Genomic DNA, 23346 nt, shown 5'->3' with positions numbered 1-23346 from the left:
CTATATGGCACGGGGCTTCGTTTTATTTTTCAGCAAGTGCATCGCAAAATGCTTTTCCATACGGCGGAAGGTCAGGTGGACGACGAGCTGAAATGATGTGTCCATCCACAACAACGGCTTCATCTTTCCAGATGGCTCCGGCATTCTCCATATCATCCCGAATACCCGGTGTAGATGTGACCGTAACTCCATCCAGTATTTTGGCGGATATCAGTACCCAGCCTGCGTGACAAATCTGTCCAATGGGTTTCTGATCCGCATGCATTTCCTTGACGAGCTCAAGAACTTTGGGATAACGCCGAAGCTTGTCCGGTGCCCAGCCCCCGGGTACAAGAATACCATCATATTGTGAACTATCCAGTTCATCGAAACTGTATTCCGCTTCGGCGGGAACACCATATTTACCGATGTAGATTTTTCCTTTTTTCTCTCCAGCAAGATGCACCTCAGCGCCTTCTTCTCGGACACGATGCACCGGGTACCACAGTTCCAGATCTTCGAATTCTTCATCGACCAGGGCGATGACTCTTTTGCCAGTTAATCTCATCATCATCTCTCCTTTGGCGGTAATTAGCACATAGCGTCTTTATTGTAACAGATTCTCATTGTGACTTCATCGTCATGCAATCTTGCCATTAGGGAAGCGATTACAACTTAATGAACGCAAGCATTCGACAACCTTCATCTGGAGACAGTGGTAATTTGTTCAACCTATGGTTTATAGCAGGATTTGAGAGGAAATAGGTCGAATGGTATCTATACAAGAGTATAGAACGAATGAGGTGATGGCTGTGCGTAAGACGTGCAGATGCGGACATGTAATGGAATTGGAATTAAGAACGGTAGTATATGCCAAAAAGGTGGAGATTCGTAACGTACCTGTATTTGCTTGTACAGACTGCGTTTCCTATGAAGTGCTTCAGCCGGTCAAGCCGGATTTGAAAGAGTGCATCAGCACACTCGGCGAACAGCCTGTGAAACAGGATGTATCATTTGGAGAGCGGAATGAACTTGCGGACCTCTTTCATGAACAGCTGCTGGCCTGGCCGGATGCTCCGGATCATGAGATGGAACATCGGATGCAGCGTGCTGTCGAGGAGAGAATTAACCTGCTGCTGGATATTATGGGCTACGCCCAAAAGTCTAATGATGTGGAATGGATTGAAACAACCCAGCGAAGATTAGGTCAATTATCCGGTTTTGTATGGCAGGCGCACTTTTCGAATGCTGTCTAATTTTGACGTGCGAAATGCTTGTTTTCATGAAAATTGGCTTTTTCGCCCGCTTTTTGTTAAGATATCGTAGAGTGAAAACGCTCAACATAGCGGTATTCCTGGTAAAGGGGGATGTATATCAAATGGCTGACATGACTAAAATGACAAGTATTGAACAGCTAAACTCCGCAGTGGAGGCTACCGAGGATCAACCTTTGCTTCTGTTTAAGCACAGTACACGCTGCCCGATTAGTGCACATGCTTATCAGGAGATGAACGATTATTTGCAAAACAGCCCAGATGAACAAGTAAAATACGGGATCATTTATGTTGTGGAAGATCGCCCAGTGTCCAATGAAGCAGCGGACAAGTTGGGTGTTAAGCACGAATCTCCGCAGGCGATTCTAGTCAAAAAGGGAATACCTGTATGGCATACTTCCCACTCGGATATTACTTCAACCACAATCACGAAAGCACTGCGTGAGTCCTAAAGCCTATTTTAATTGATTAATGCATAAATTTGTCGTAATATAAATCTTAATGAAAATGGTATGAAAATTTACTGGTAATGGAGAGAAGTACTGTGACGGTAACCATTTATGATGTGGCACGTGAAGCCGGTGTCTCTATGGCAACGGTATCACGGGTTGTTAATAATAACCCTAATGTAAAGCCACAGACACGCAAAAAAGTATATGAAGCCATCGATCGGCTGGGATATCGTCCGAATGCGGTAGCCAGAGGTTTGGCGAGCAAGAAGACAACTACGGTCGGGGTCGTTATTCCGGACATTTCGAACTCAACCTTTGCAGAGATCGCCCGCGGGATTGAAGATATCGCGAACATGTATCACTACAACATTATTTTGTGTAACGCAGATAAGAAGAAAGAAAAAGAAATTCGTGTCATTAATACGTTGCTGGAGAAACAGGTTGACGGTCTGCTCTTCATGGGTGGAACTGTGACGGATGAGCATATTCAAGCGTTCCAGTCAGCGGCTGTACCCATTGTTCTCTGTGCAACAAGTGACGAGAAGGGCACATACCCTTCTGTAGATATCGATCACGAAGCTGCGGCATTTGATGCGGTAAATACGTTGATCCGTCATGGACACAAGGAGATCGCCATGATCAGTGGTACACTGCAAGATCCTGCCAATGGTTATGCACGTTTCCAAGGGTACAAGAAGGCGCTTGAAGCAGCGGGTATGGAATATCAGGAGGATCTCGTCCGCATTGGTAACTATCGTTATGAATCCGGAGTGGAAGCGATGAAATACTTCCTCGGATTGAAGAAAAAACCAACAGCAATTTTTGCTGCGACAGATGAGATGGCTATTGGCGCTATCCACAGCATTCAGGATGAAGGTCTGAAAGTACCGGATGACTTCTCTATCATTAGCGTGGATAACATTCGTATGGCTTCCATGGTCCGTCCTCAGTTGACTACTGTAGCTCAACCAATGTATGACCTGGGCGCTGTAGCGATGCGTTTGCTGACCAAGCTGATGAAGAAAGAAAATGTGGAGAACCCACGGGTTATTTTACCGCACGAAACGATTCTTCGTCTGTCTGTAAGCCACGCAGACGTAGTTTAAATAAGAAAGGGAGAAGTCATTCTCTCTACATAGTGAAATTACGGAAGCTCCGGAAACGGAGCTTTTGTTGCTGAGTGGGGCTCAAAACGTAAACGGAAAAACATACTTTGAGGGCAATGAGTCCAGTGTTAACATGCAGAATGTTATATAGGAGGTCAGAATATGCGTGAAACGATCGGTATCATTGGTGCAATGGATGAGGAAGTAGAACTTCTATTGGCTGGCATGAGGCAACTGGAGACTGTAAAACAAACCGGTATTACCTATGTTGCTGGCGAGTGGCTGGGTAAGCAGATTGTGGTCTGCAAATCAGGTGTGGGTAAAGTGAATGCGGCAGTGACGACACAGATTTTAATTGATCGTTTTCAGGTTAATCGTATTATTTTCACAGGTGTTGCGGGTGCCGTTCATCCAGAGTTGAACATTGGGGATATGGTCATCTCGTCCGAATGTGTGCAGCATGATATGGATGTGACCCCACTTGGATTTGAGCGCGGGGTTATTCCTTATCAGGAGACGTCGGCCTTCCCTGCGGAAGCATCGCTTATTGCATTAGCTGAGGAAGCCTGCAAAGCGCAGGGAGCGAACTATATGATCGGCAAAGTGTTGTCAGGAGATCAATTCATTGCAAGCAAGGATATGGTGAACATGCTGTATACTGAAATGAATGGGGCATGTGCGGAAATGGAAGGGGCTGCAGTAGCGCAAGTAAGCTTCATGAACCGTGTTCCGTTCGTTATACTTCGTGCCATGTCTGACAAAGCGGATGGTTCGGCGCATGTGAACTTTGCCGAGTTTACGGTGGAGTCTTCCCAGCGCTCCCACCGTATTGTGGAACATATGCTGGAACATATGTAACCCCACGAGGTTTACGGATGTTGAGCATGTTAAAAAGTTAAATAAAAATAAAAACCGCATCCTCGGAGCAGATCATACATGATGAACTGTTTACGAATAGCGGTTTTTTTATGTATACGTATTCGGAAATCATCCATTTGAATTCGTGATTAGTACATAAACCGATGGCGGAATCGCACACGGTCGAACTGCTCTTCCGATTCCATGGGCACTTGGCTGCCAATGCGGACCATGAGGCAGTTCGCCGGATGTGAACATATCTCGGGATCATCGGTGGCGTACCAAGTCATGTCTACGGTTTGCATCAATTTTTCCATCATCTTGCGGTAATCCCACACAGAAAGGTTGCTGCCCTTCAAATCCCAATGCCAATAATATTCTGTTGTGAATATGATATACTTCTCCATCTGTCCATTTTCAAACGCGGTGAGCAGCATTTCGCGTCCAATCCCGAGAGAGCGGTAGGAATCCGCAACCTCAATGGCGCCCAGCTCAATCAGATCGGTCATGTTGCCTTCCGACCAACGCTCGCATTCATCTGCATAATGGAAAGTCACATAACCAACAATGGTCTCATTTTCCCGCGCTATGATGATTCGACCCTCAGGCAATGCCGCAATTTCCGCCAATGCCATCTGTTGTTCCGAAGGGCGCCGGAAGGCATCCAAATCGGTATGAAATTCAAGCTGCTTAATCGTCTCGGCCTGAACGGGTCCCTCAATGATGATTCGGTGGCCGGACTTGAAGATGGAACGCATATGATGCTCCTTGATATGCTCCATAGTTCATGCTCCTCTCTCCCCCTACTTATAGAGGTTGTTCAAAAAGTCCGCTTTTGATTACGAAGGATGCCTAGTGGCATCATCAGCATCGAATATGGAATTCAGCCGAAATAAGCAGATGCTTGCGAAGTATGTTTCCTTCGGAAACATTGTAGTTACTCACGTAGTTTTCCCTACGCTCCGCTACTCCATTTCTAGCTTCATCCCATCTTCTTGGTACTGAAAACCGATCATTTTGAACACATATTTATAGCAAAAAACCAAAAATTTGAAAAGCCATAGACGATGATTGAAAAGATTTGCTATAATTGCGTAGACAAAAAATGTTCACAATTCAACTGCAGTTGAGGTTCATCGGTTTGGCCTGGCAAGTACATGATGAGAAGTTCTCTCTACTAATGTAAGCGCTAACTGGAAGTTCAGTCAACACAAAGGCAATCAGAAGTGACCCATAGTGGGAATCGAAATGTCGAGTTGAAGGAGGCTGGCAAGCATGAGTCAAGCACATGGTGAGATGCTGCAAACGGTTGTGTCTGAATCTAATCTGGGCGATTACACGGAGGCCCGAAGCCGATTTAATTGGGAAACGGTAGAAAGGCACTTTACGTGGCACGCCAGCGGAAAAGTCAACATGGCGCATGAAGCGATAGATCGTCATGTGCTGGAAGGAAGAGGCGGAAGAACGGCACTATTATACAGTGATGCTTCGCGTGAAGAGGCGTACACGTTTGCTGACTTAAGCGAGCAATCGAATCGCTTCGGTAACGTTCTGCGTAAATATGGCATCGCCAAGGGCGACCGGGTATTTATTTTTATGCCACGCAGTCCCGAGCTCTATTTTAGTCTGTTGGGCATATTGAAGGTCGGGGCTATTGCCGGTCCTTTATTTGAAGCCTTTATGGAAACTGCGGTGAAGGATCGGCTGGAGGATAGCGGAGCTGTTGCACTGGTGACGACTCCTCAATTATTGGGACGAATCAAACGTTCGGAATTGCCTGAACTGAAGCATATTTTTGTTGTAGGCGGCGGTCCGCAGACGGAAGAAGGACTCATCGATTTTGATGCAGAGATGTCCGCTGCTTCGGATGATATGGAAGTGGAGTGGCTGACTCGGGAAGACGGTCTGCTGATTCACTATACTTCCGGCTCTACAGGCAAACCGAAAGGTGTATACCATGTCCAGAATGCGATGATTCAGCACTATTACACCGGTAAGGTTGTACTCGATTTGCGTGAGGATGATGTCTACTGGTGCACAGCCGATCCGGGTTGGGTCACAGGTACATCCTACGGGATTTTTGCACCGTGGTTGAATGGTGTGACCAACGTTATTCGAGGGGGACGATTTAGTCCAGGAGACTGGTACAGCACCATTGAGAAAAATAAAGTCAGCGTGTGGTACAGTGCACCGACGGCTTTCCGCATGTTGATGGGAGCGGGCGAAGAGACCATTGCACAACATGATCTGAGCTGTCTCCGTCACGTTATGTCTGTCGGTGAGCCACTTAATCCCGAGGTAGTCCGTTGGGGCTGGAAAGCCTATGGACAGCGAATTCACGATACCTGGTGGATGACGGAGACGGGTGGACAGTTAATCTGTAACTACCCGGGCATGCCGATTAAACCTGGTTCCATGGGACGTCCATTACCGGGAATTGAAGCAGCCATTATTGATGATCGAGGACAGGAATTGCCGCCATACAGCATGGGGAACCTGGCTATCCGTACTTCCTGGCCATCCATGATGGCCAAGATCTGGAATAACCCGGCCAAATACGAGGAGTATTTCCGACTGTCTGGCTGGTATGTATCCGGTGATTCCGCTTATATGGACGAAGATGGCTACTTTTGGTTCCAGGGCCGGATTGATGATGTCATCAACTCTTCAGGCGAACGCATTGGCCCCTTTGAAGTGGAGAGCAAGCTCGTAGAGCACCCTGCGGTAGCAGAGGCGGGCGTTATTGGCAAACCGGATGTAACTCGCGGAGAGATTATCAAAGCCTTTGTGGCACTCCGTGAGGGGTATGAGCCGACACCGGAGCTGAAGGAAGAAATCTATCGATTTGTAAAAGAGGGCTTGTCTGCTCACGCCGCTCCGCGTGAGATTGAGTTCAAGGATAAACTGCCTAAGACACGCTCGGGCAAGATTATGCGCCGTGTGTTGAAAGCTTGGGAGCTGGATCTGCCGACAGGTGATCTATCAACCATTGAAGACTAAAGCATAAACCAGCAGAGGTAGTGCGTCTGCATGTCCCATGATTCCAATTCAAAAGCCTGATCCGTGTCTTATAGCGGATCAGGCTTTTGCTTTTTCATATCAATGCAAAATAAAACCCCATCCTCAAAATGCGAGAATGGGGTTTTGCGTGAAAACGTGATAACTCTGTATTACGGTTGGAAAGGAACGGCTCCGGACGGCTCAGATTCGCCTACGCTGTTGCTGGCGGATACCTTGAACCATCCACTGGTGGATGCAGGCACTCCATAGTCCATGGAGGTACCTGAAGTCGTGCCAATTTTGGTGTAAGGGGCTGCTCCCGTTTCACTAAAATAAACAGCATAACTTTGAACGCCATCCGATTCCGGATTGGAAGCCCACTGAATGCGCAATCCTTGAGAAAGCGCCGACACGCTCACTTGACCCGGTGCAGCCGGAGCCGTAGTTGCGGTGTTCTCATTCTGGGAATCTTCCGGTGTAACGACTGTTCCCGGAACATTAATCGGTTCATTTATTTCTTCATCTGGAGGAGGCTCTACCATCCCCGCACTGCTAACTGCTGCGCTAGGAGCTGACTCACGACCAGCTACATCCACTGCGGTAACATAGAACGCGAAGTTTCCACCTTGGGCATATGCGGTAAATGATCTGGACTCACCCGTCAGGACAACCTGCCCTTGATTTTGGAATCCGGCACCATTTACTGAGCGATACAGGCGATAACCAACCACGTCACTTTCCGGTGTTGCATTAAACGTAATCACGGCGTTCCCGTTGGCAACGGAGATTCTCACGTTTCCTGGTGCATCTGGTGCTTTGCCGTTATCCGTTCTTGGGTCGATCTGTGTTGGCATGTCTGCATCGGCATCTTCCGGCAGGTAATATGCAAGTGATTCGTGACGACTCATGCGTGAGAATGCACTTTGCAGTTCCTTGATGAGATCAGAGATTGGTTTCTTGCGTTTGATGACGGTTTTCTCTTTCGTCATATCTCCAGGTGTTTCATCACGCGGAATGTAGTTGACACCATTGTAGGTGATATATTTGGCTTTCGCGACACCGTCATCGCTGTCCTTCGGCACAAATTTGCTGTTGAAAATATCAGTGACAAACTTGTCAGTCAGCGAAGTTGGCAATTTGCCGCTATAAGCGGATACGGTTCGTGTCTCGATTCCGGATGGTTTCTTAAATGAATCGGTTACGAACATCTCTTTATCTGTAGCAATGACTTGATTCATAATTTGGGTCCACAGCTGTTGAGCACGTTTCTTTTGTGATTTGGTTTCCAGTGTGTTTACTGGCTGTTTGTATCCAACCCACACACCCAATGTGACATCCGGCGTATAGCCTTCAAACCAGACATCCGCATAGTTTTGGGTTGAACCTGTTTTACCCACGATCGGCACACTCTTGGAGTACTTGTAATTTTCACGAACTTTATCGGCTGTACCTTCCGTGATAACGGTGCGAAGCATATCTGTCATCAGGTAGGCCGTCTGTTCTGAGAAAGCTTGAACAGGTTCTGGATCGTGTTTGTATACGATATTCCCTTTGGAGTCTACAATTTTGCTAATCATATAGGAGTCATTGTACACACCATTGTTGGCAATGGCTCCATAGGCATTGGTAAGCTCTTCAACGGTCACACCGTACTGAAGACCTCCGAGAACACCAGTCTGAGCTTGGTAATCAATCGGCTGGATGGTGGTAATCCCAAGCTTCTTGGCAAAAGCCCATGATTTGTCGATACCAACATCTTCGTTGAACAGCTTCAGGGCAGGAACATTAAGCGAGTAGTTGAGTGCTCTACGGGCAGTCACAAGTCCTTGGTAGCGATTGTTGGCATTTTTCGGAATATGGAAGCCGGTCTGGCCGTCCTTCAGAATTATCGGTGAATCATCAATAATGGAAGCCGGTTGAACAAGTCCTTCATCGAGTGCAGGCAGATAAGCGGCGATAGGTTTCATGGTTGAACCTGGCTGACGCACCATCTGGGTTGCATAGTTCATCTGCTCATCCTGGAAATCACGGCCTTCAATCATGCCGAGAATGGCTCCTGTTTTGTGATTGATCAACATGGCAGCAGTCTGTTCCTTTCCCTTCACGGGATCGTCAGCAGAGAAATTGCTGTCATCTTCAGCAATGGTACGCATCGTTTTGTATATACTCTTGTTGATGGTCGTGTAGATACGATATCCGCCTGTACGCAATTGCTGCTGGGCTTCTTCCAGCAAGGCACTGCTTTCTTTCTGCGGCGTTTCAGTACCCGTATCCGAATCCGAACCTGTGTCTGCCTTGGCATCGGTGCCTTCAGATTTTTCCGCATTCAGTTGTTTCATGATAATCTGTGCAGCTTGTCGTTCCGTTTCCATCATAAGGTATGGATAAGTATTGTAAGCTTTGATGGTTTTGGGTGCGAGAGAACTCTTGATATCAAAAGCAAGAGCTTCGTCATACTCGGATTGATTAATTTTGCCCAGTTCCAGCATTCGGCGCAAGACCAGATGCTGACGATTGATTGCCCGCTCAAAATTGTCCTCCACAAAGTCGCCTTTTCCATTAAAGGCTGAGTAAGAGGAGGGGAGCTGAGGCAATCCTGCAAGATAAGCAGCCTGAGCTGTGTTTAATTTGTTCAAATCATTAATATTGAACAGTCCTTTGGCAGCTGCCTTAACTCCATATACATTATATCCACTGGAGCCGTTACCAAAAGGAACCTTGTTCAGGTACGCGGTCATAATTTCGTTTTTGGTCAGGAAACGTTCGAGTCGGAGTGAAAGTAATATTTCTTTTACTTTCCGGTCCTCGGTTCGATCCAGATTGAGGAATACACGCCGGGCTAATTGCTGAGTCAGTGTGCTTCCGCCGGTTTGAACAGATTCTTTCAGCACTTTCTGTTTCACGGCACGGAGCGTTCCGCTCATGTCTACACCTTTATGTTCGTAAAAATGATTGTCTTCAATCGAAATGACTGCATCAATAACTTTCTGCGGGATCTGGTCAAAGGTGACCGGACGCCTGTCTTCTTCTGTTCGTAATTGACCGATCGGGCTGCCGTCGGCAAAGTAAGCAAAGCCTGTGATGGAGTTTTCGCTGACTTTTTGTTCAATCAGCGCCCTTGAACGGACGGGTTCGTCTTTCACAATGGAACTGACGTATCCCATCAGAGCACCGCCTACAAATAGTACCCCCATGAATCCCAGGACAACCATCCATTTGACGAAACTACCCAGTCTGCGGGCAAAACTGCGCTTGCGGGCAGGCTGTTCATCGGGCTTTTTCTTATTAACATCAACCATTCAGTGTCTTCCTCCTTTTAACAGCACTTATTATAGCATAAAAAGGCTGGTTTGCATGCCTGAGAAATACAAGCAATGGTCGAAAAATGCCATTATTCCATGGATTATGATATATATCATGCGGAATTGAACTACATATCATGAGGGGGGGGAAGAATTTCAGTAAAACGTGGAAGCATTGAGCGTCCGAGTGTGGATGAAAATAGATTAACTGTGTATAGGAGTGGGGGCATATCCATGCATTAGGTGCAGGTACAACCTTATTATTTTGCTCTTTGTTTCTCTCGAAATAAAAAAAACAGCTGCCGAGAAATATCGGACAGCTGTTTGGTGTAAAGCTTTAATGAAATTCCAACGATTAACGGTTGTAGAACTCGACGATTTGTTTTTCGTCGATGTCTTGGGACAATTCCGAACGCTCAGGCAAACGAATGAATTTACCTTCCAGAGCAGTATCGTTGAATTCTACGTATGCCGGAAGATGCGAACGGTTTTCCAAAGCTTCCTTAACGGAAGAAAGACCGCGGCTTCTTTCACGCAGGCTGATTACATCGCCAGTGCTTACTTGGTAAGAAGCGATGTCGACTTTTTTGCCGTTTACAGTTACGTGACCGTGGGATACCAACTGACGCGAACCTGCGCGGGAGTTAGCAAATCCAAGGCGATATACGAGGTTGTCAAGGCGGCTCTCAAGCAAGAACATGAAGTTTTCACCTGCGATACCTTGCATTTTTTGCGCTTTAGCAAAGAGAGTGCGGAATTGCTTCTCGCCCAGACCGTACATGTGGCGCAATTTTTGTTTTTCTTGCAACTGCATACCGTAGTTGCTCATTTTTCTGCGTTGGTTAGCTCCGTGCTGACCTGGAGGGAAAGGACGTTTCAATTCTTTGCCTGTTCCGCTCAGGGAAATGCCGAGGCGACGGCTCAATTTAAATTTAGGACCAGTGTAACGTGCCATGTTTAAAGTAGCTCCTTTTTAGTTAAAGTTCATATAGGGCTCTGTTTGCGCTCCAATTTGTTGATGCGGGCCAAGCCACGCATATTAACGATCAGAAAAGTTCAGCCGCTGTTCTGAAAGCAACAAAAAGAATGAGGGTGACACAACCGGTAATGCCCAAATTTAAAGACCCATTAGTAGTCTTCATCAACAATTTATATTACAGTTTACTAGAACTAAAGTCAAGCGCGTGATAAAAGCAAAAAAACGTCTAAATTTGTCGATAGGTCCATAGGCCCAAAATAATGGGACAATTTTCTGAAATATGGATGCAAAAAAGCTTTAAAGGGAGTAAAATAGATTGTATCTTAACTTTAAATCATCTTGTACATTAAGGTTATCGCATAGGATTTGCAGGTTTGCGATAACGTCTGCAGATTAATGCATCCGAGTGGATGCAAAAACGGTGCAAAGGAGCGCCTGACATGTTAGAACATCTAAGAAGTAAACCAACCAGCTTGAATTCGGGAAGTTCGGGCGATTCCGCATCTTCTGCCGCTCCTCACGAAGCGCATGTATTTTGGATGCAAAAAATGGACATCACACCTTTTGATTTTTCATATTTGGGAAGCCTGCTGCAACAAGCATATACCGACTGGCATACCCAACGGCGGCCACACTCAGACAGATCATTGATCATATACAACGTATGGAATACAGAAGGGATCTGTCTGGCGCAAGGAAGTGAAGGCGCTCCATCGTTGGATGTACATTCGACTGTGATGCAATGCCTTGAATCGGGACAGGCTCAGTCATTACGTGGATTCACTGAAAATGGAGAGTACCATTTAATGGCCGAACCTCTTTTCTCCAGGACGAACAAGGATGTATTTGCTGTCTTCACCGCTGTGACCTATGAGCAAAATAAGGATGACATGTCTGAAGCCGTTGTTCGATCGGAGGCATTGCATTATCGTACCTGCTTTTACCGAAGATTTGAATACATATTTATGACGGATCTATTACATGCTCATGAACAGACTGCCCGTGAAGAACACCGAAGATCGATTCTGTTCCAAATCGTTCAACGGATGCATGACAAAATGGATGTGGATGCCATACTGGATGAAGTGTTTGACAGTATTGATTACTTATACCCAACGACCCGCATGACATTGTATATGTCTCAGGATCAGAACAGTGTCAACCCCCGCATCAAACCGCTGCTTGTTCATGAACGTGGAGAAGATATCTGTGTACAATCATTCATGGAAGGCAAGCTCGTAGTTGTTCGATCGGATGAAGGTGAATATCGCATTTTGGAGGTTGGCCTTCCTCTAAAGGGCAAGCAAGGGATCTATGGCGTATTTCATATTAAGATGAATGAGGAGTTAATGGAGGATTCCGATCTGCAGCTCATTACGATGATGGCGGATACTGCAGGGACTGCCTTTGAAAATGCCAAACTGCACGAGCAGTCAAATATGTTAATCCAAGAACTTCGTCTAATCAATGATCTAACACAACGTTTGAATAAAAGTCTGCAGCTAATGGAGATCTATCAATTCTCCGAGCAGGAGTTGAAGGACATCTTTCAGGCTGAATCGTGCTGTATCCTCCAACTGAATGACAGTACAGATCAATTCGAAGTGATGTCATCCAATGTAAATGAGTTATGTCGCAAATCGTTTCCAATGGACTATGGAATCGCAGGTTTAATGTATCAAACGGAAGAACCGCTAATTCTATCCAACTATTCGAAATACGATAGAGTGTCCTCGGTCTTCATGGATCTGACCTGTTCAATGTCATTGATAGCTTCACCCGTTCGTGTAAATGGTGAAGTGAAGGGTGCCATTTTGCTTGGACATCCGAAAAAACAGTATTTTTCGTACGATAATTATCGTCTGCTGCAGATGCTGTCCATTCATATTGGACTTGCTCTCTCCAATGCAACCCTTCACGCCGAGGTGCGACGCTTGGCAAACCTGGATATGCTGACAGGATTGTATGTGAGACATTACCTGGATAGTGTGATCCATGAACGTCAGGCTCATGAATTCTGTGGTTCACTGGTTGTTGTGGACATTGATCAGTTTAAACAGGTAAATGACACGTTTGGGCATCAAACAGGTGATCAGGTACTGAAACAGGTGAGCGACATTGTAACGAGTTCTGTCCGGCCTGAGGATATCTGTGCCAGATGGGGCGGGGAAGAACTGGCCATCTATATGCCTCAGATTGGTGCTCGTCAGGCATTGGAATATGCCGAAATCATTCGCGCTAGGGTTGCAGAAGAGACAAGGCCTTCCGTGACCGTATCCAGCGGTATTGCCGAATGGAACTGGATGGATGAGAAAGTCAGTGTGGAGTCGTTATTTTACCGGGCTGATATGGCTTTGTACGATGCGAAGCATGGCGGTCGAAACCGGATTGTCATGGAAGACCAGCAAGTTACACGTTAAGAGAGGACTATTCCGATTGTGGAGTCGTCCTCTCTTTATTTTTTGCAGAGGCGATGCCAAAGGAAGGAAGTATAAGCAAATAAGGGAGGGGCAGGCTATGGAGAAAGTTGACCGAAAGGTGGAATAGAACATGATGAACCGTTGGTATGTTCGCGGGTTATTGTTGATTCTGAGCATTGTTGTATTATGTGCTCCTGGTTGTGGATTGTTGGAGCGAGATCGAAGTCCGGAGGAATTATTCTCACTGGCTTTATCGGGAATTGCAGGTAAAGAAAAGCTGAGTTTTGATGGGGAAGCGGGACTGCGACGCGAAAGCAGCGGGCAGTTCGAAAATCAGTTTAAATTTGAAGGAAAACTGGAGAACCATGACCGCTTGACCTTGCAAACACGACTCCCTGGAGCCGTAACTGCTGCAGGAGTAAATACGACAGTGGTTAACCACAACGGGCAACCGAGTGGATTCAGTGCATCTTTTGAACGAAAAAAAGGTCAGTGGATGGCATTAACTGCTCAGCATGAGCCCCTGCGCGGCTCGTTATCCCGTTTTAATCCCATCGCTCAAATGGAAACTATCGATCGGTTGAACAAAACGATAAAATCCGAGTATGGTTCAGGTCGTCGAACAAAAATACTGAGAATTGAACTTGCGCCGAAAGACGCTAAAACCTGGGCACTGGCTCAGCTAAATGACGAGATGAATGCGATTCGGGCAGAGTATATGCACAAGGCAACCGCGGTTAAGGGAGGCAACCAGAAGAAACTTGAGGAGGATCTGGGCAATGTGTGGGAGAGAGGGGAAACATCGATGCAAGAGATGATGAAACAGGCAGAGGTGCAAACGGTGTACCATTTAACTGTGGATCGGAAAACCAGTTTGCCCTTACGACTTTCCTCGGAAAGCCAGGTAAGCTACAAGGATATGAAAAGTAAAATGAATAAAGAGGCTCTTGTCACAGATGTAAACTTCAGGGCTTATGAGTAGCTGAGTTGCGGGACTACCTGCTGACGGGATCGTTGTAGCGTGCTACAATAGTATCGTAATTTACCGTTGTTCAATTCAGGAATGGCGGATGACAGGAGGAGTTTACAAGATGAAGGACCCAAGAATTCAGAAGCTCGCAGCCAATCTGGTGGGCTACTCTGTAGATGTACAGCCCGGCGAGAATGTGCTGGTTGAGATGATTGGTACGGAACGCGATCTGATTAATGCAATTATTGAAGAAGTAGGCAATAAAGGCGGAAACGTCTTTGTACAGCTGACAGACAAGACGGTTCAGCGTGCCATGCTCAAAAATGCGACAGAAGAAATGATGAAAACCTGGGCAGAAATTGATCTGAACCGAATGAAACAAATGGATTGTTATATTGGCATCCGTGCAGGGGAAAACGTGAATGATCTGTCCGATGTACCGGAAGAAAAAATGAAAATGTACAACTCACTTTATTCCCATCCGGTACATAGCGAGCAACGGGTAAAACATACGAAATGGGTTGTACTTCGTTACCCGAATGCAAGCATGGCACAACTGGCGAATACGAGCACAGAAGCGTTCGAAGATTTCTATTTCGACGTATGTAACCTGGATTACGCCAAAATGGACAAAGCGCAGGATTCACTGGCTAACCTGATGAAACGCACGGATAAAGTCCGTATTACTGGACCAGGAACAGATCTGAGCTTTTCCATTAAAGATATCGGTGCAGAGAAATGTTCTGGCCAAAAAAACATTCCGGATGGCGAAGTGTACAGTGCCCCTGTACGTGACTCCGTAAACGGAACGATTAGTTATAACACGCCAACGCTGTATAACGGAGTGACTTTTGAGAATATCAAATTCACCTTCCAAGACGGTAAAATTGTTGAAGCGACGAGCAACGATACAGAACGTCTTAATGAAATTCTGAATTCTGATGATGGCGCTCGTCATATCGGTGAATTCGCAATTGGATTCAATCCACATATTCTGCACCCAATGAAAGATATTCTGTTTGATGAAAAAATCGCAGGCAGCTTGCATTTTACGCCAGGGCAGGCATATGAAGAAACAGATAATGGAAACCGTTCCTCCATTCACTGGGATCTGGTGTTGATTCAGCGTCCGGACTACGGTGGTGGGGAAATTTATTTCGATGATGTATTGATTCGCAAAGACGGTATTTTCGTTATTCCTGAACTGGAATGCCTCAATCCGGACCAACTGAAGTAGGAACAGTATTTTGCTGTTGCTAGGAAAGCGGATTCACGGTATCATGTAGTGGTAATTAATAGATGATACCAAAAGTGAAAAGACGGAGGGATTCCTATGTCGAGTAATAATGCGGCGGTAGTGGAAATTGCTCAAACAGCGAGCAAGTTTACTTCTTCAATTGTACTTCATTCTGAGAACAAGTATATCGACGTAAAAAGTATTCTTGGGCTGTTCACAACGCTGATCAGCACGCACAGTTATGAACTTCACGTTCATGGCCCAGATGCAGCTGAAGCCAAAGCAGCCATGTCAGAAGTATTTGCCAAGCATGGACTGAATGTGAGCATCGCATCCGAGTAATGGCACTAAGAAGCATCTCTGTCTATTATGGCAGAGATGCTTTTTTTGCATGAGACAATTCAGGTGTACGGCAAAACCTCTTAGAATAGGGGGATTAGGCAGGGATAAAGCTATTTACGTTGTATGGTTATTTTGGTCAGGTTCTTGTATTAGCTCCTGATTTCGTCTAATATTAGAGGTAGAACGTCTTTACGCGATTTTTGGGACATAGGGGGGAAAAATGCATGACTTCATCTGATCTGCAGGACCAGTTGCACTTGAAAGCGATCAGTCTTCTTCAAGAAGATGCAGATAAAATACAGAAGCTTATTGAAGTACAGATGGAGAATCTGGCTACCCGCTACTGCCCTCTCTATGAGGAAGTATTGGATACACAGATGTATGGGTTCTCCAAGGAAGTCGATTTTGCTGTTCGTGCAGGGCTTCTTCCAGAAGGTACTGGTAAGCAGATGGTAAGCGCGCTTGAGCGGAATCTGGCAATTCTGTATGAAGCTTTGAATAAGAAGAATGAGCAATAGCCTGCAATAGCGGGTCAGAATAGAAGGCATGCAGGTGTTTGCATGCTTTTTTTGTGCGTCTGAATAGGAACAGTTAATTAATGAAATATAGGGGAGATTGGTAAAAGAAAAAAAGCAGTCTGGAAATAGGATTTCCAGGCTGCCTTTTACGCTATACTTTCTGTGTATCTTCTATACAAGGAAGAACGATACACCCAAAATAACATACACGACCATCAGGAGCAGACCTTCGTACCAGTTCGTTGAACCGTCCTGGGTGATGGACTTGGCGATAAATACGGCTACGCCAATAGCGACCAGCTCAATCGTTGTAAATACAATATCCATCGTTCTGCCTGTAAAGTAGCTGACAAAAATGAGTACAGGGGCAACGAAGAGTGCGATTTGCAAACTGCTGCCGACTGCGATCTCCACGGCCGCACCAATTTTATTTTTCATGGCAAGCATGATGGCTGCACTATGCTCCGCGGCGTTACCGATAATGGCAACGAGGAACGCTCCGACGAACAGTTCGCTGAGTCCGAATTGTTCGGTAAACACCTCAAGGGTACCAACGAGCCATTCGCTGACGAAGGCAACCATGACAGTTGCAAGAACGAGATAGAGAATTGATTTTTTCTTGGACCACTCGGGTGCATGTTCATGAGGCAATTCTTCATCTTCATCCACCGTGACATCTGCGAGATAGTTCTTGTGTGTAACCATGGAGAACACTAACCACGCTATGTAGGCAAGGATCAGCAAGCCTGCAACAATGAGACTGAGTGTATTCGTATCCTTCTGTGTGATGGAATGGGTATTCAGGAAGACGGCTGGAATAAACAGGGCAATGATGGCTACGATCATCAGAGAGCCGTTTAGACCGGCAAGAGATACGTTATAATTCTGGATTTTATACTTGAGCCCACCAGCAAATATACTTAAACCAAGCACGAGCAGCAGGTTACCAATTATGGAGCCTGTCAAGCTGGCCTTAACCATGTCGAACAATCCTTCTTTTACGAGAAAAATGGCGATGATCAATTCGGCGGCATTGCCGAATGTAGCATTCAAAAATCCGCCTAACCGCTGTCCGGCATAATGGGCTACATTTTCGGTGGCTTTGCCTAAAAAACCGGCCACAAAAATAACCGAAATGGCTGAAATGACGAATTGCAGAATCGAATCCCATTTCAAGTAGTGGGCGACGGCGCTGAGAGCAAAAAAAGCAATCAGCAAAATGGATGAAATTCGGTTTCTCACAGCAAACACCTCGGTAACTTATTATTTTATTTATTACGAAACACTTATGAGATTATTTTCATATTTCAATATAACCAAATCATGGTGGGTTGTAAACGCATCTTTTTGAGTTTAATTTGCTTTTTGGGGTGGAAAGGATTTAAAATACGAGTAACGAAGTGAAGGAGGATGTGGCATGGCAGAACAACTTCAACTAGAGGGCGGAAACATCCGGATTGCCGATGACGTAGTGGCGAAAATTGCCGGAATGGCTGCGATGGAGACACCCGGAATTGCCGCAATGTCTGGAGGATTGTCAGAGGGCTGGGCGAAGCGACTGAGCGGTAAAAACGTACAAAAAGGCGTAGGCGTGGAGGTCGGCCAGCTGGAAGCAGCCATTGATCTGCGCATCATCGTCCTGTACGAGACACCGATTCATGAAGTTTCCCGCATGCTTCAACAGAATGTAAGAGAAGCGGTAGAGACCATGACCGGACTACGTGTTGTTGAAGTCAATGTAAAGGTAGAAGGCGTATCTTTCAGAGGCGACGATCTGTAAACCTTAGCAATCCGTGATGGAAGAGCAGCTTTATAATGGCTTGGTTCTTCCATCTTGATAGACAGAGTGTACCGAGTATACGAAACCGAGCTCACACAAAAAGGCTGCGCACCCCACCGGATGCACAGCCTTTTTGGTGTTGCTTTTTTCTATTGAAGGGGTACATGATTTGTTCCGGTAGGAACAGTCCCATTTACCGAATTCGACGGATGGATTCACGTGAACGAAGAGCAGGAGAGGTGCGAGTCTGTGTCTGAACTGTCACCGACTTCGTTTTCTCTTCCTTGATGACGTCCAAATTATTGGTACGTGAGATGCTGAGCAGGATACCCATGGCCACCATCATCACAAAGAGTGAGGTACCGCCATAACTGATGAACGGAAGAGTAACCCCTGTCACCGGAATGGTCTGGGTCACGCCCCCAATGTTGATAAAGGCCTGGATTGCAATTAATCCCATAATACCAATACCGACCAGCGTCCCGAATGGATCGGGACAGCGAAGGGAGACGATAATGCCTCGCCAGATGAAGTAGAGGTAGACCAACAAAAACAGGGCAGTTCCAACAAAGCCAAGCTCTTCCCCAATGACGGAGAAAATGAAGTCGTTATAGGCATTGGGCAAGTAATGCAGTTTCATCGTACCTTGTCCAATCCCGGAGCCAGTGATGCCTCCATCCCCGATGGCAACAAGGGAGCGGTAAAGGTTAAGACTTCCATCAGTTGGATCTGATAGTGGGTCTAAGAAAGCCTGAATCCGACCCATCTTGTAGTTCTGCTTCACTTCATTAACAGAAACCGTAGAACTATCATCCGGAGAAGACATGGAAGAAAACAAGGCATTCGCTCCAAGAGCCAATGCTCCTCCCAACACTACCAATAAAATGGAACCCATAATGTGTTTCATACTGGCTCCACCTGCATAGATGACCAGACCGCAAGTAGCCACGAGAATGAAGCACGTACCAAAGTCAGGTTGCAGCATAATCAGCCCTGCAATGAACCCGACAATGACCAGCACGGGAATATATCCTGTCTTAAGATCCCTGAACCGTTCACCCTTTTTGGTAATCAGTGCAGCGAGGTAAAGAATAATAGCGATTTTGGCAAACTCGGCGGGCTGGACGCTGAATCCAAAGATACGAATCCAGCTTCGTGCACCGTTCAACATCGCACCTGAAACCAAAACAACCAATAACATCACCGTGGTAAACAGGAAAAACGGTGCATAAAGCTTTTTGTATTTGTTAAATCGGATATTCATGGCAAAAAACATGCCCACTAAACCGATAACCGCCCACATAAGTTGTTTTTTCGTGAAGAACAGGGCATCATTGTTAAAACTTTTGTTTGCAATTGCAATGCTGGAACTGGAGCTGAACACCATCACCAGTCCGAAGCCCACCAACAATAAAGTGAGGATTAGCAGTTGAAAATCCGGCGTGCCTCTCTTCGTTTTCGTTTGGGCCGTTTGTTGTTTCATGGTTCGGCCCAGCCTATGCTTCCAGCAGTTCTTTAAGCTGCTGTAATTTTTGGGCCGCCAGCTTCACGACTGGCTGTGGTACGGTAGAGTCATAATCCAGACCGTGCGGAAAGGTTGCTTTTCCAAGATAAACAGCTTCAACTGCGAGAACCGTATCCGGTTTTTCGAGTTTGCCGTCGATCGCACGGGTATTAATACGTACAAAGTATTCCGATTTGGTTTGTTCGTCTTCAATTTTGTAGTCATATGTAGCACGATAATATTCCCATTGCCACCGGACAAATCCGACTTTCTCGGCGCTCTCATCCAGGTATGCCAAGTCGCTCTTCAAGCCGTCCAAGCCTGTATTCTCAAAAATCATAAGCGTCTGATCCTCCTCATAAGCTTCCGAGAGTATAAATCTCGTTCTTTTCTCTAGTTTATGATAGTATGTTTCCCCTTCCCGTGCAAGCTTTCAAGCGGTCATTCGTATCGGTTTTCTTCCAATTCTGCTACAATATACAGCAATAGGTTTCAAGAGGAAGGTTCGGGCTTGATGAAAGTCCCGTATAGAGAGCGAAAGGATGGAGAGACATGACAAATAATATATGGTGGAATGACCTGCAAATCCACATGGTAGAATGGCGTCGTCATCTTCATCGGAATCCTGAGGTTTCCTTTCATGAGGAGAAGACATCCTCTTTTGTAGCGGGTATGCTGGAGAGCTTTGGCGTTGAAGTGAGACGACACGTTGGCGGACACGGGGTTATAGGTATCCTTCGTGGGGACAAGCCCGGACCTGTCGTTATGCTTCGTGCAGATATGGATGCACTTCCGATCCAGGATGAGAAGGACGTTGAATATGCGTCACAACAAGCAGGAGCCATGCATGCCTGTGGTCATGATGGTCACATATCCATTTTGCTGGGCACGGCACTGTATTTCAGTCGCCATAAACACGAGATCAAGGGTGAGATTCGCTTTTTGTTCCAACCTGCAGAAGAATTGCTTCCAGGTGGGGCGCTCAAGGTCATTGCAGACGGCGGACTGGAAGGGGTAGATGTCATCTATGGTATTCATCTATGGACCCCACTTCCTGTAGGCGTGGCAGCAAGTACCCCGGGGCCGATGATGGCTGCGGCAGATGACTTTTATATTGAGATCAAAGGAAAAGGTGGACATGGCGGCATGCCGCAATCCACAGTGGACAGCCTGGTAGCCGGCTCCGCTCTTGTAATGCAATTGCAGACGGTTGTCAGTCGTTCAGTGGACCCTTTGCGTCCCGCAGTATTGACGATTGGCACGATGCAGGCGGGGTCAGCACAGAATATCATCGCCGAGTTATGCAAAATGACGGGTACGGTGAGAACCTTCGATGAAGAGACACGCAGTATCATGAAGGAACGTGTGCATACGATTGTGGCTCAGACCGGAGAGATCTATGGTGCCGAGACGAAGTTGAACTATATTATGGGATATCCTCCTGTCGTGAATGATGAGCAGGAAACGGCACGGTTCTTCAAGGAAGCGGTAGATGTATTTGGCGCAGACCATGTACAGAAATCACCGATGCTGATGCCGGCTGAAGATTTTGCTTATTACCTGCAGAAGATTCCTGGCTGCTTTATGTTTGTCGGAGCAGGCAACCCGGAGAAAAATGCAATCTATCCGCATCATCATCCCAAGTTTGACTTTGATGAGGATGCCATGCAACATGCTGTAAAACTATTTATCGCAATGGCTAAGGGATATACAGCCGAATGATTTGAGTATAGTTGGGCATCCTATTCATACCAAGGTATGAATAGGATGCTTTTTTTGCATTTTGTAGGGACCGTAATAAAGCTTGAGTTAAGATCGAACTGTTGTACGATACAGGTTCAATTTCGGAAGACCCCGAAACTGGACTTTTTGTGATGCCTGTTACCCGAAAGAACAGATAGATCAATTTTCAAAGTTAGGGAGGTAGCGAAATGGAAAAAACGGACGCCTGTATTGTTCAGCGTGATTTTACCGTATTGCTTGAAGTGGGCCATCCCGGATTTGATCATGCAAGAGCTCAACTGGGAATGTATGCAGAACTGGTGAAGACACCTGCGGCTTTTCATACATATCGCATCACTGCATTATCGTTGTGGAATGCGGCTGCACTCGGATGGAGTGCTGATCAAGTGATAGCAAGTTTGGAATCAGTGTCTCGTTGGAATGTTCCTTCCGCCCTGATTCAAGATATCCAGAGGATTATGGATCAATATGGAAAGCTGAAATTGCAGCCAGAGACAGATCACGGGAAAATGCGTCTCGTCAGTGAAGATGAACGATTGCTGGATGAACTAAGCAGTATGAAGACCATCTCGGCTTTTCGGATGGAACGTGTAGATCCTCATGAACTCATGCTTGGAGGTGAGCAGCGCGGATTACTGAAGCGCGAATTGACCCGTTTGGGTTATCCGGTGCTGGATTATGCGGGATACAGAAATGGAACCCGTCTTCCGTTTGAATGGCGAGCAGAGACTCCCGGCGAAAGTAGGGAAGGCTTCAGGCTGCGCCCATACCAGCAGGAGGCTGTGGATGCTTTTGAAGGCAGCGAAGGCATGGGAGGCAGTGGTCTGCTTGTTCTTCCCTGTGGTGCAGGCAAAACGGTTATTGGGATGGCTGTATTGGAACGTCTGCAATGTGAATGTCTTATCTTGACCTCGAACACCACATCCGTGCGGCAATGGATTCAGGAATTACAGGACAAAACAACGATAACGAGTGAACAGATTGGTGAGTATTCCGGTCAGAAAAAACAGGTGAAACCTGTGACTGTGGCAACTTATCAGATTCTTACACATCGAAAGTCGAAAGATGCTGATTTTACTCACATTAAATTGCTCAGTGAACGTCAGTGGGGACTCATCATTTATGATGAGGTTCATCTCCTGCCAGCACCTGTATTTCGGGCCACTGCAGATATCCAGGCTACGAGAAGACTGGGATTGACAGCAACATTGGTGCGTGAGGATGGCTGTGAACAGGATGTATTTTCGCTAATTGGTCCAAAGCTATATGACATGCCCTGGAAAGAGTTGGAGCAGCAAGGCTGGATTGCGAATGTTCAGTGCCAGGAAATACGTGTTCCGTTCACTCCCGAACTTCGATCAAACTATTTGGAAGCGGAGGTGAAACATCAGTTTCGTCTTGCGGCTGAAAATCCGGCCAAATTGGCCGTGATCAGACGGATTTTGGGGCATCATGAAGGGATGCCAGCACTTGTCATCGGACAGTATCTGGATCAGCTTGAGAGCATTGCCCGGGAAATTGAAGCGCCGCTCATATCAGGCACGATGTCCCAGCAAGAGCGAGTGAAATGGTTTGAAGCGTTCCGGCGAGGCGAGATCAAAACGATTGTAGTATCCAAGGTTGCTAATTTTGCCGTAGATTTGCCGGATGCTGCTGTCGCACTTGAAATATCCGGAAGTTTCGGTTCAAGGCAGGAAGAAGCCCAGCGATTGGGTCGCATTCTAAGACCGAAGTCCGGAGAGAATAAAGCTTATTTCTATGCCCTAGTATCCGAGGACAGTAAGGAACAGGAGTTTGCATTACGTCGTCAGATGTTTCTGGTCGAACAAGGATACGAGTACAAAATTGTTCATGAATTGCAATGAAAATCTGTTTACATCTC

The 23346-nt window shown here is 46.3% G+C and carries 20 protein-coding genes; 13 read left to right on the top strand and 7 right to left on the bottom strand.

What is annotated here, in order from left to right:
• Positions 1-22 precede the first annotated feature (22 nt).
• Entirely contained in the window at positions 23-550 is a 528-nt protein-coding gene (locus tag MHB49_RS23925; protein WP_247903242.1) for a type 1 glutamine amidotransferase domain-containing protein, read from the bottom strand.
• Between the two features lie 271 nt (positions 551-821).
• On the opposite strand from MHB49_RS23925, the gene MHB49_RS23920 reads away from it, so the two are divergent.
• From MHB49_RS23920 to MHB49_RS23905, 4 genes are all read left to right on the top strand, one after another.
• Positions 822-1235 carry a hypothetical protein gene (locus MHB49_RS23920; RefSeq protein WP_405153255.1) on the top strand — a complete coding sequence of 138 codons (414 nt, stop codon included), beginning with the start codon at positions 822-824 and terminating at the stop codon, positions 1233-1235.
• Positions 1236-1357: 122 nt separating this feature from the next.
• Positions 1358-1705: a bacillithiol system redox-active protein YtxJ gene (gene ytxJ / locus MHB49_RS23915; RefSeq protein ID WP_405153254.1), complete on the top strand. Its 348-nt coding sequence runs from the start codon at positions 1358-1360 to the stop codon at positions 1703-1705.
• A gap of 92 nt (positions 1706-1797) precedes the next feature.
• Entirely contained in the window at positions 1798-2811 is a 1014-nt protein-coding gene (gene ccpA, locus MHB49_RS23910) for a catabolite control protein A (protein WP_405157227.1), read from the top strand.
• A gap of 162 nt (positions 2812-2973) precedes the next feature.
• The gene (locus MHB49_RS23905; protein WP_405153253.1) at positions 2974-3669 is read left to right on the top strand and encodes a 5'-methylthioadenosine/adenosylhomocysteine nucleosidase; all 696 of its coding nucleotides are present in this window, start codon (positions 2974-2976) and stop codon (positions 3667-3669) included.
• Positions 3670-3818: 149 nt separating this feature from the next.
• Here the strand turns inward: MHB49_RS23905 and MHB49_RS23900 are convergent, their stop codons facing one another.
• A complete protein-coding gene (locus tag MHB49_RS23900; protein ID WP_405153252.1) occupies positions 3819-4451 on the bottom strand; it encodes a GNAT family N-acetyltransferase in 633 nt (210 codons plus the stop codon).
• Positions 4452-4944: 493 nt separating this feature from the next.
• Between MHB49_RS23900 and acsA the strand changes: the two genes are divergently transcribed.
• A complete protein-coding gene (gene acsA, locus MHB49_RS23895; protein WP_405153251.1) occupies positions 4945-6669 on the top strand; it encodes an acetate--CoA ligase in 1725 nt (574 codons plus the stop codon).
• A gap of 170 nt (positions 6670-6839) precedes the next feature.
• On the opposite strand, the gene MHB49_RS23890 is transcribed toward acsA, so the two are convergent.
• Complete coding sequence (locus MHB49_RS23890) at positions 6840-9968, bottom strand: transglycosylase domain-containing protein (protein ID WP_405153250.1); 3129 nt, start codon at positions 9966-9968, stop codon at positions 6840-6842.
• A 358-nt stretch (positions 9969-10326) separates the two neighbouring features.
• Positions 10327-10926, bottom strand: a complete 600-nt coding sequence (rpsD, locus tag MHB49_RS23885) for a 30S ribosomal protein S4 (RefSeq protein ID WP_076288214.1) — start codon at positions 10924-10926, stop codon at positions 10327-10329.
• Positions 10927-11390: 464 nt separating this feature from the next.
• Between rpsD and MHB49_RS23880 the strand changes: the two genes are divergently transcribed.
• The 5 genes from MHB49_RS23880 to MHB49_RS23860 all read left to right on the top strand — a co-directional run bounded on the left by MHB49_RS23880 (position 11391) and on the right by MHB49_RS23860 (position 16437).
• The gene (locus tag MHB49_RS23880; protein ID WP_405153249.1) at positions 11391-13370 is read left to right on the top strand and encodes a diguanylate cyclase domain-containing protein; all 1980 of its coding nucleotides are present in this window, start codon (positions 11391-11393) and stop codon (positions 13368-13370) included.
• Positions 13371-13500: 130 nt separating this feature from the next.
• Positions 13501-14352: a hypothetical protein gene (locus MHB49_RS23875; protein ID WP_405153248.1), complete on the top strand. Its 852-nt coding sequence runs from the start codon at positions 13501-13503 to the stop codon at positions 14350-14352.
• Between the two features lie 109 nt (positions 14353-14461).
• Positions 14462-15577: an aminopeptidase gene (locus MHB49_RS23870; protein ID WP_247898434.1), complete on the top strand. Its 1116-nt coding sequence runs from the start codon at positions 14462-14464 to the stop codon at positions 15575-15577.
• Positions 15578-15673: 96 nt separating this feature from the next.
• Positions 15674-15919: an HPr family phosphocarrier protein gene (locus MHB49_RS23865; protein WP_024631140.1), complete on the top strand. Its 246-nt coding sequence runs from the start codon at positions 15674-15676 to the stop codon at positions 15917-15919.
• A 224-nt stretch (positions 15920-16143) separates the two neighbouring features.
• Entirely contained in the window at positions 16144-16437 is a 294-nt protein-coding gene (locus MHB49_RS23860; protein ID WP_110898561.1) for a YlaN family protein, read from the top strand.
• A 171-nt stretch (positions 16438-16608) separates the two neighbouring features.
• On the opposite strand, the gene cax is transcribed toward MHB49_RS23860, so the two are convergent.
• On the bottom strand, positions 16609-17679 hold the full coding sequence (cax, locus tag MHB49_RS23855; protein ID WP_247898433.1) for a calcium/proton exchanger: 1071 nt from the start codon (positions 17677-17679) through the stop codon (positions 16609-16611).
• A gap of 175 nt (positions 17680-17854) precedes the next feature.
• Here cax and MHB49_RS23850 point away from each other — a divergent pair, with 175 nt between their 5' ends.
• Positions 17855-18217, top strand: coding sequence for an Asp23/Gls24 family envelope stress response protein (locus tag MHB49_RS23850; RefSeq protein ID WP_024631137.1), 363 nt, complete (start codon positions 17855-17857; stop codon positions 18215-18217).
• 193 nt (positions 18218-18410) lie between these two features.
• On the opposite strand, the gene ftsW is transcribed toward MHB49_RS23850, so the two are convergent.
• Both ftsW and MHB49_RS23840 read right to left on the bottom strand, forming a co-directional pair.
• The gene (ftsW, locus tag MHB49_RS23845; RefSeq protein ID WP_405153247.1) at positions 18411-19700 is read right to left on the bottom strand and encodes a putative lipid II flippase FtsW; all 1290 of its coding nucleotides are present in this window, start codon (positions 19698-19700) and stop codon (positions 18411-18413) included.
• Between the two features lie 13 nt (positions 19701-19713).
• On the bottom strand, positions 19714-20061 hold the full coding sequence (locus tag MHB49_RS23840) for a YugN family protein (RefSeq protein ID WP_053784292.1): 348 nt from the start codon (positions 20059-20061) through the stop codon (positions 19714-19716).
• Between the two features lie 212 nt (positions 20062-20273).
• Here MHB49_RS23840 and MHB49_RS23835 point away from each other — a divergent pair, with 212 nt between their 5' ends.
• A complete protein-coding gene (locus MHB49_RS23835) occupies positions 20274-21443 on the top strand; it encodes a M20 family metallopeptidase (RefSeq protein WP_405153246.1) in 1170 nt (389 codons plus the stop codon).
• 209 nt (positions 21444-21652) lie between these two features.
• Positions 21653-23329 carry a DNA repair helicase XPB gene (locus MHB49_RS23830; protein WP_405153245.1) on the top strand — a complete coding sequence of 559 codons (1677 nt, stop codon included), beginning with the start codon at positions 21653-21655 and terminating at the stop codon, positions 23327-23329.
• Positions 23330-23346: the final 17 nt, after the last annotated feature.

The organism is Paenibacillus sp. FSL K6-0108 (assembly GCF_045040695.1).
In the GTDB taxonomy this organism is placed as follows: Bacteria; Bacillota; Bacilli; order Paenibacillales; family Paenibacillaceae; genus Paenibacillus; species Paenibacillus pabuli_B.
The sequence above is the reverse complement of the archived record's forward strand: the minus strand, read 5'-3'. Positions and strand labels throughout refer to the sequence as shown.

Excerpts from the sequence above, each read along its gene's own strand:
- MHB49_RS23925 (WP_247903242.1), bottom strand. The coding sequence starts at position 550 with ATGATGAGATTAACTGGCAAAAGAGTCATCGCCCTGGTCGATGAAGAA.
- MHB49_RS23860 (WP_110898561.1), top strand. The coding sequence starts at position 16,144 with ATGACTTCATCTGATCTGCAGGACCAGTTGCACTTGAAAGCGATCAGT.
- MHB49_RS23905 (WP_405153253.1), top strand. The coding sequence starts at position 2,974 with ATGCGTGAAACGATCGGTATCATTGGTGCAATGGATGAGGAAGTAGAA.
- rpsD (WP_076288214.1), bottom strand. The coding sequence starts at position 10,926 with ATGGCACGTTACACTGGTCCTAAATTTAAATTGAGCCGTCGCCTCGGC.
- MHB49_RS23850 (WP_024631137.1), top strand. The coding sequence starts at position 17,855 with ATGGCAGAACAACTTCAACTAGAGGGCGGAAACATCCGGATTGCCGAT.
- MHB49_RS23870 (WP_247898434.1), top strand. The coding sequence starts at position 14,462 with ATGAAGGACCCAAGAATTCAGAAGCTCGCAGCCAATCTGGTGGGCTAC.
- acsA (WP_405153251.1), top strand. The coding sequence starts at position 4,945 with ATGAGTCAAGCACATGGTGAGATGCTGCAAACGGTTGTGTCTGAATCT.
- ftsW (WP_405153247.1), bottom strand. The coding sequence starts at position 19,700 with ATGAAACAACAAACGGCCCAAACGAAAACGAAGAGAGGCACGCCGGAT.
- MHB49_RS23890 (WP_405153250.1), bottom strand. The coding sequence starts at position 9,968 with ATGGTTGATGTTAATAAGAAAAAGCCCGATGAACAGCCTGCCCGCAAG.
- MHB49_RS23875 (WP_405153248.1), top strand. The coding sequence starts at position 13,501 with ATGATGAACCGTTGGTATGTTCGCGGGTTATTGTTGATTCTGAGCATT.
- MHB49_RS23880 (WP_405153249.1), top strand. The coding sequence starts at position 11,391 with ATGTTAGAACATCTAAGAAGTAAACCAACCAGCTTGAATTCGGGAAGT.
- MHB49_RS23920 (WP_405153255.1), top strand. The coding sequence starts at position 822 with ATGGAATTGGAATTAAGAACGGTAGTATATGCCAAAAAGGTGGAGATT.
- MHB49_RS23865 (WP_024631140.1), top strand. The coding sequence starts at position 15,674 with ATGTCGAGTAATAATGCGGCGGTAGTGGAAATTGCTCAAACAGCGAGC.
- MHB49_RS23830 (WP_405153245.1), top strand. The coding sequence starts at position 21,653 with ATGGAAAAAACGGACGCCTGTATTGTTCAGCGTGATTTTACCGTATTG.
- ytxJ (WP_405153254.1), top strand. The coding sequence starts at position 1,358 with ATGGCTGACATGACTAAAATGACAAGTATTGAACAGCTAAACTCCGCA.
- MHB49_RS23900 (WP_405153252.1), bottom strand. The coding sequence starts at position 4,451 with ATGGAGCATATCAAGGAGCATCATATGCGTTCCATCTTCAAGTCCGGC.
- MHB49_RS23840 (WP_053784292.1), bottom strand. The coding sequence starts at position 20,061 with ATGATTTTTGAGAATACAGGCTTGGACGGCTTGAAGAGCGACTTGGCA.
- MHB49_RS23835 (WP_405153246.1), top strand. The coding sequence starts at position 20,274 with ATGACAAATAATATATGGTGGAATGACCTGCAAATCCACATGGTAGAA.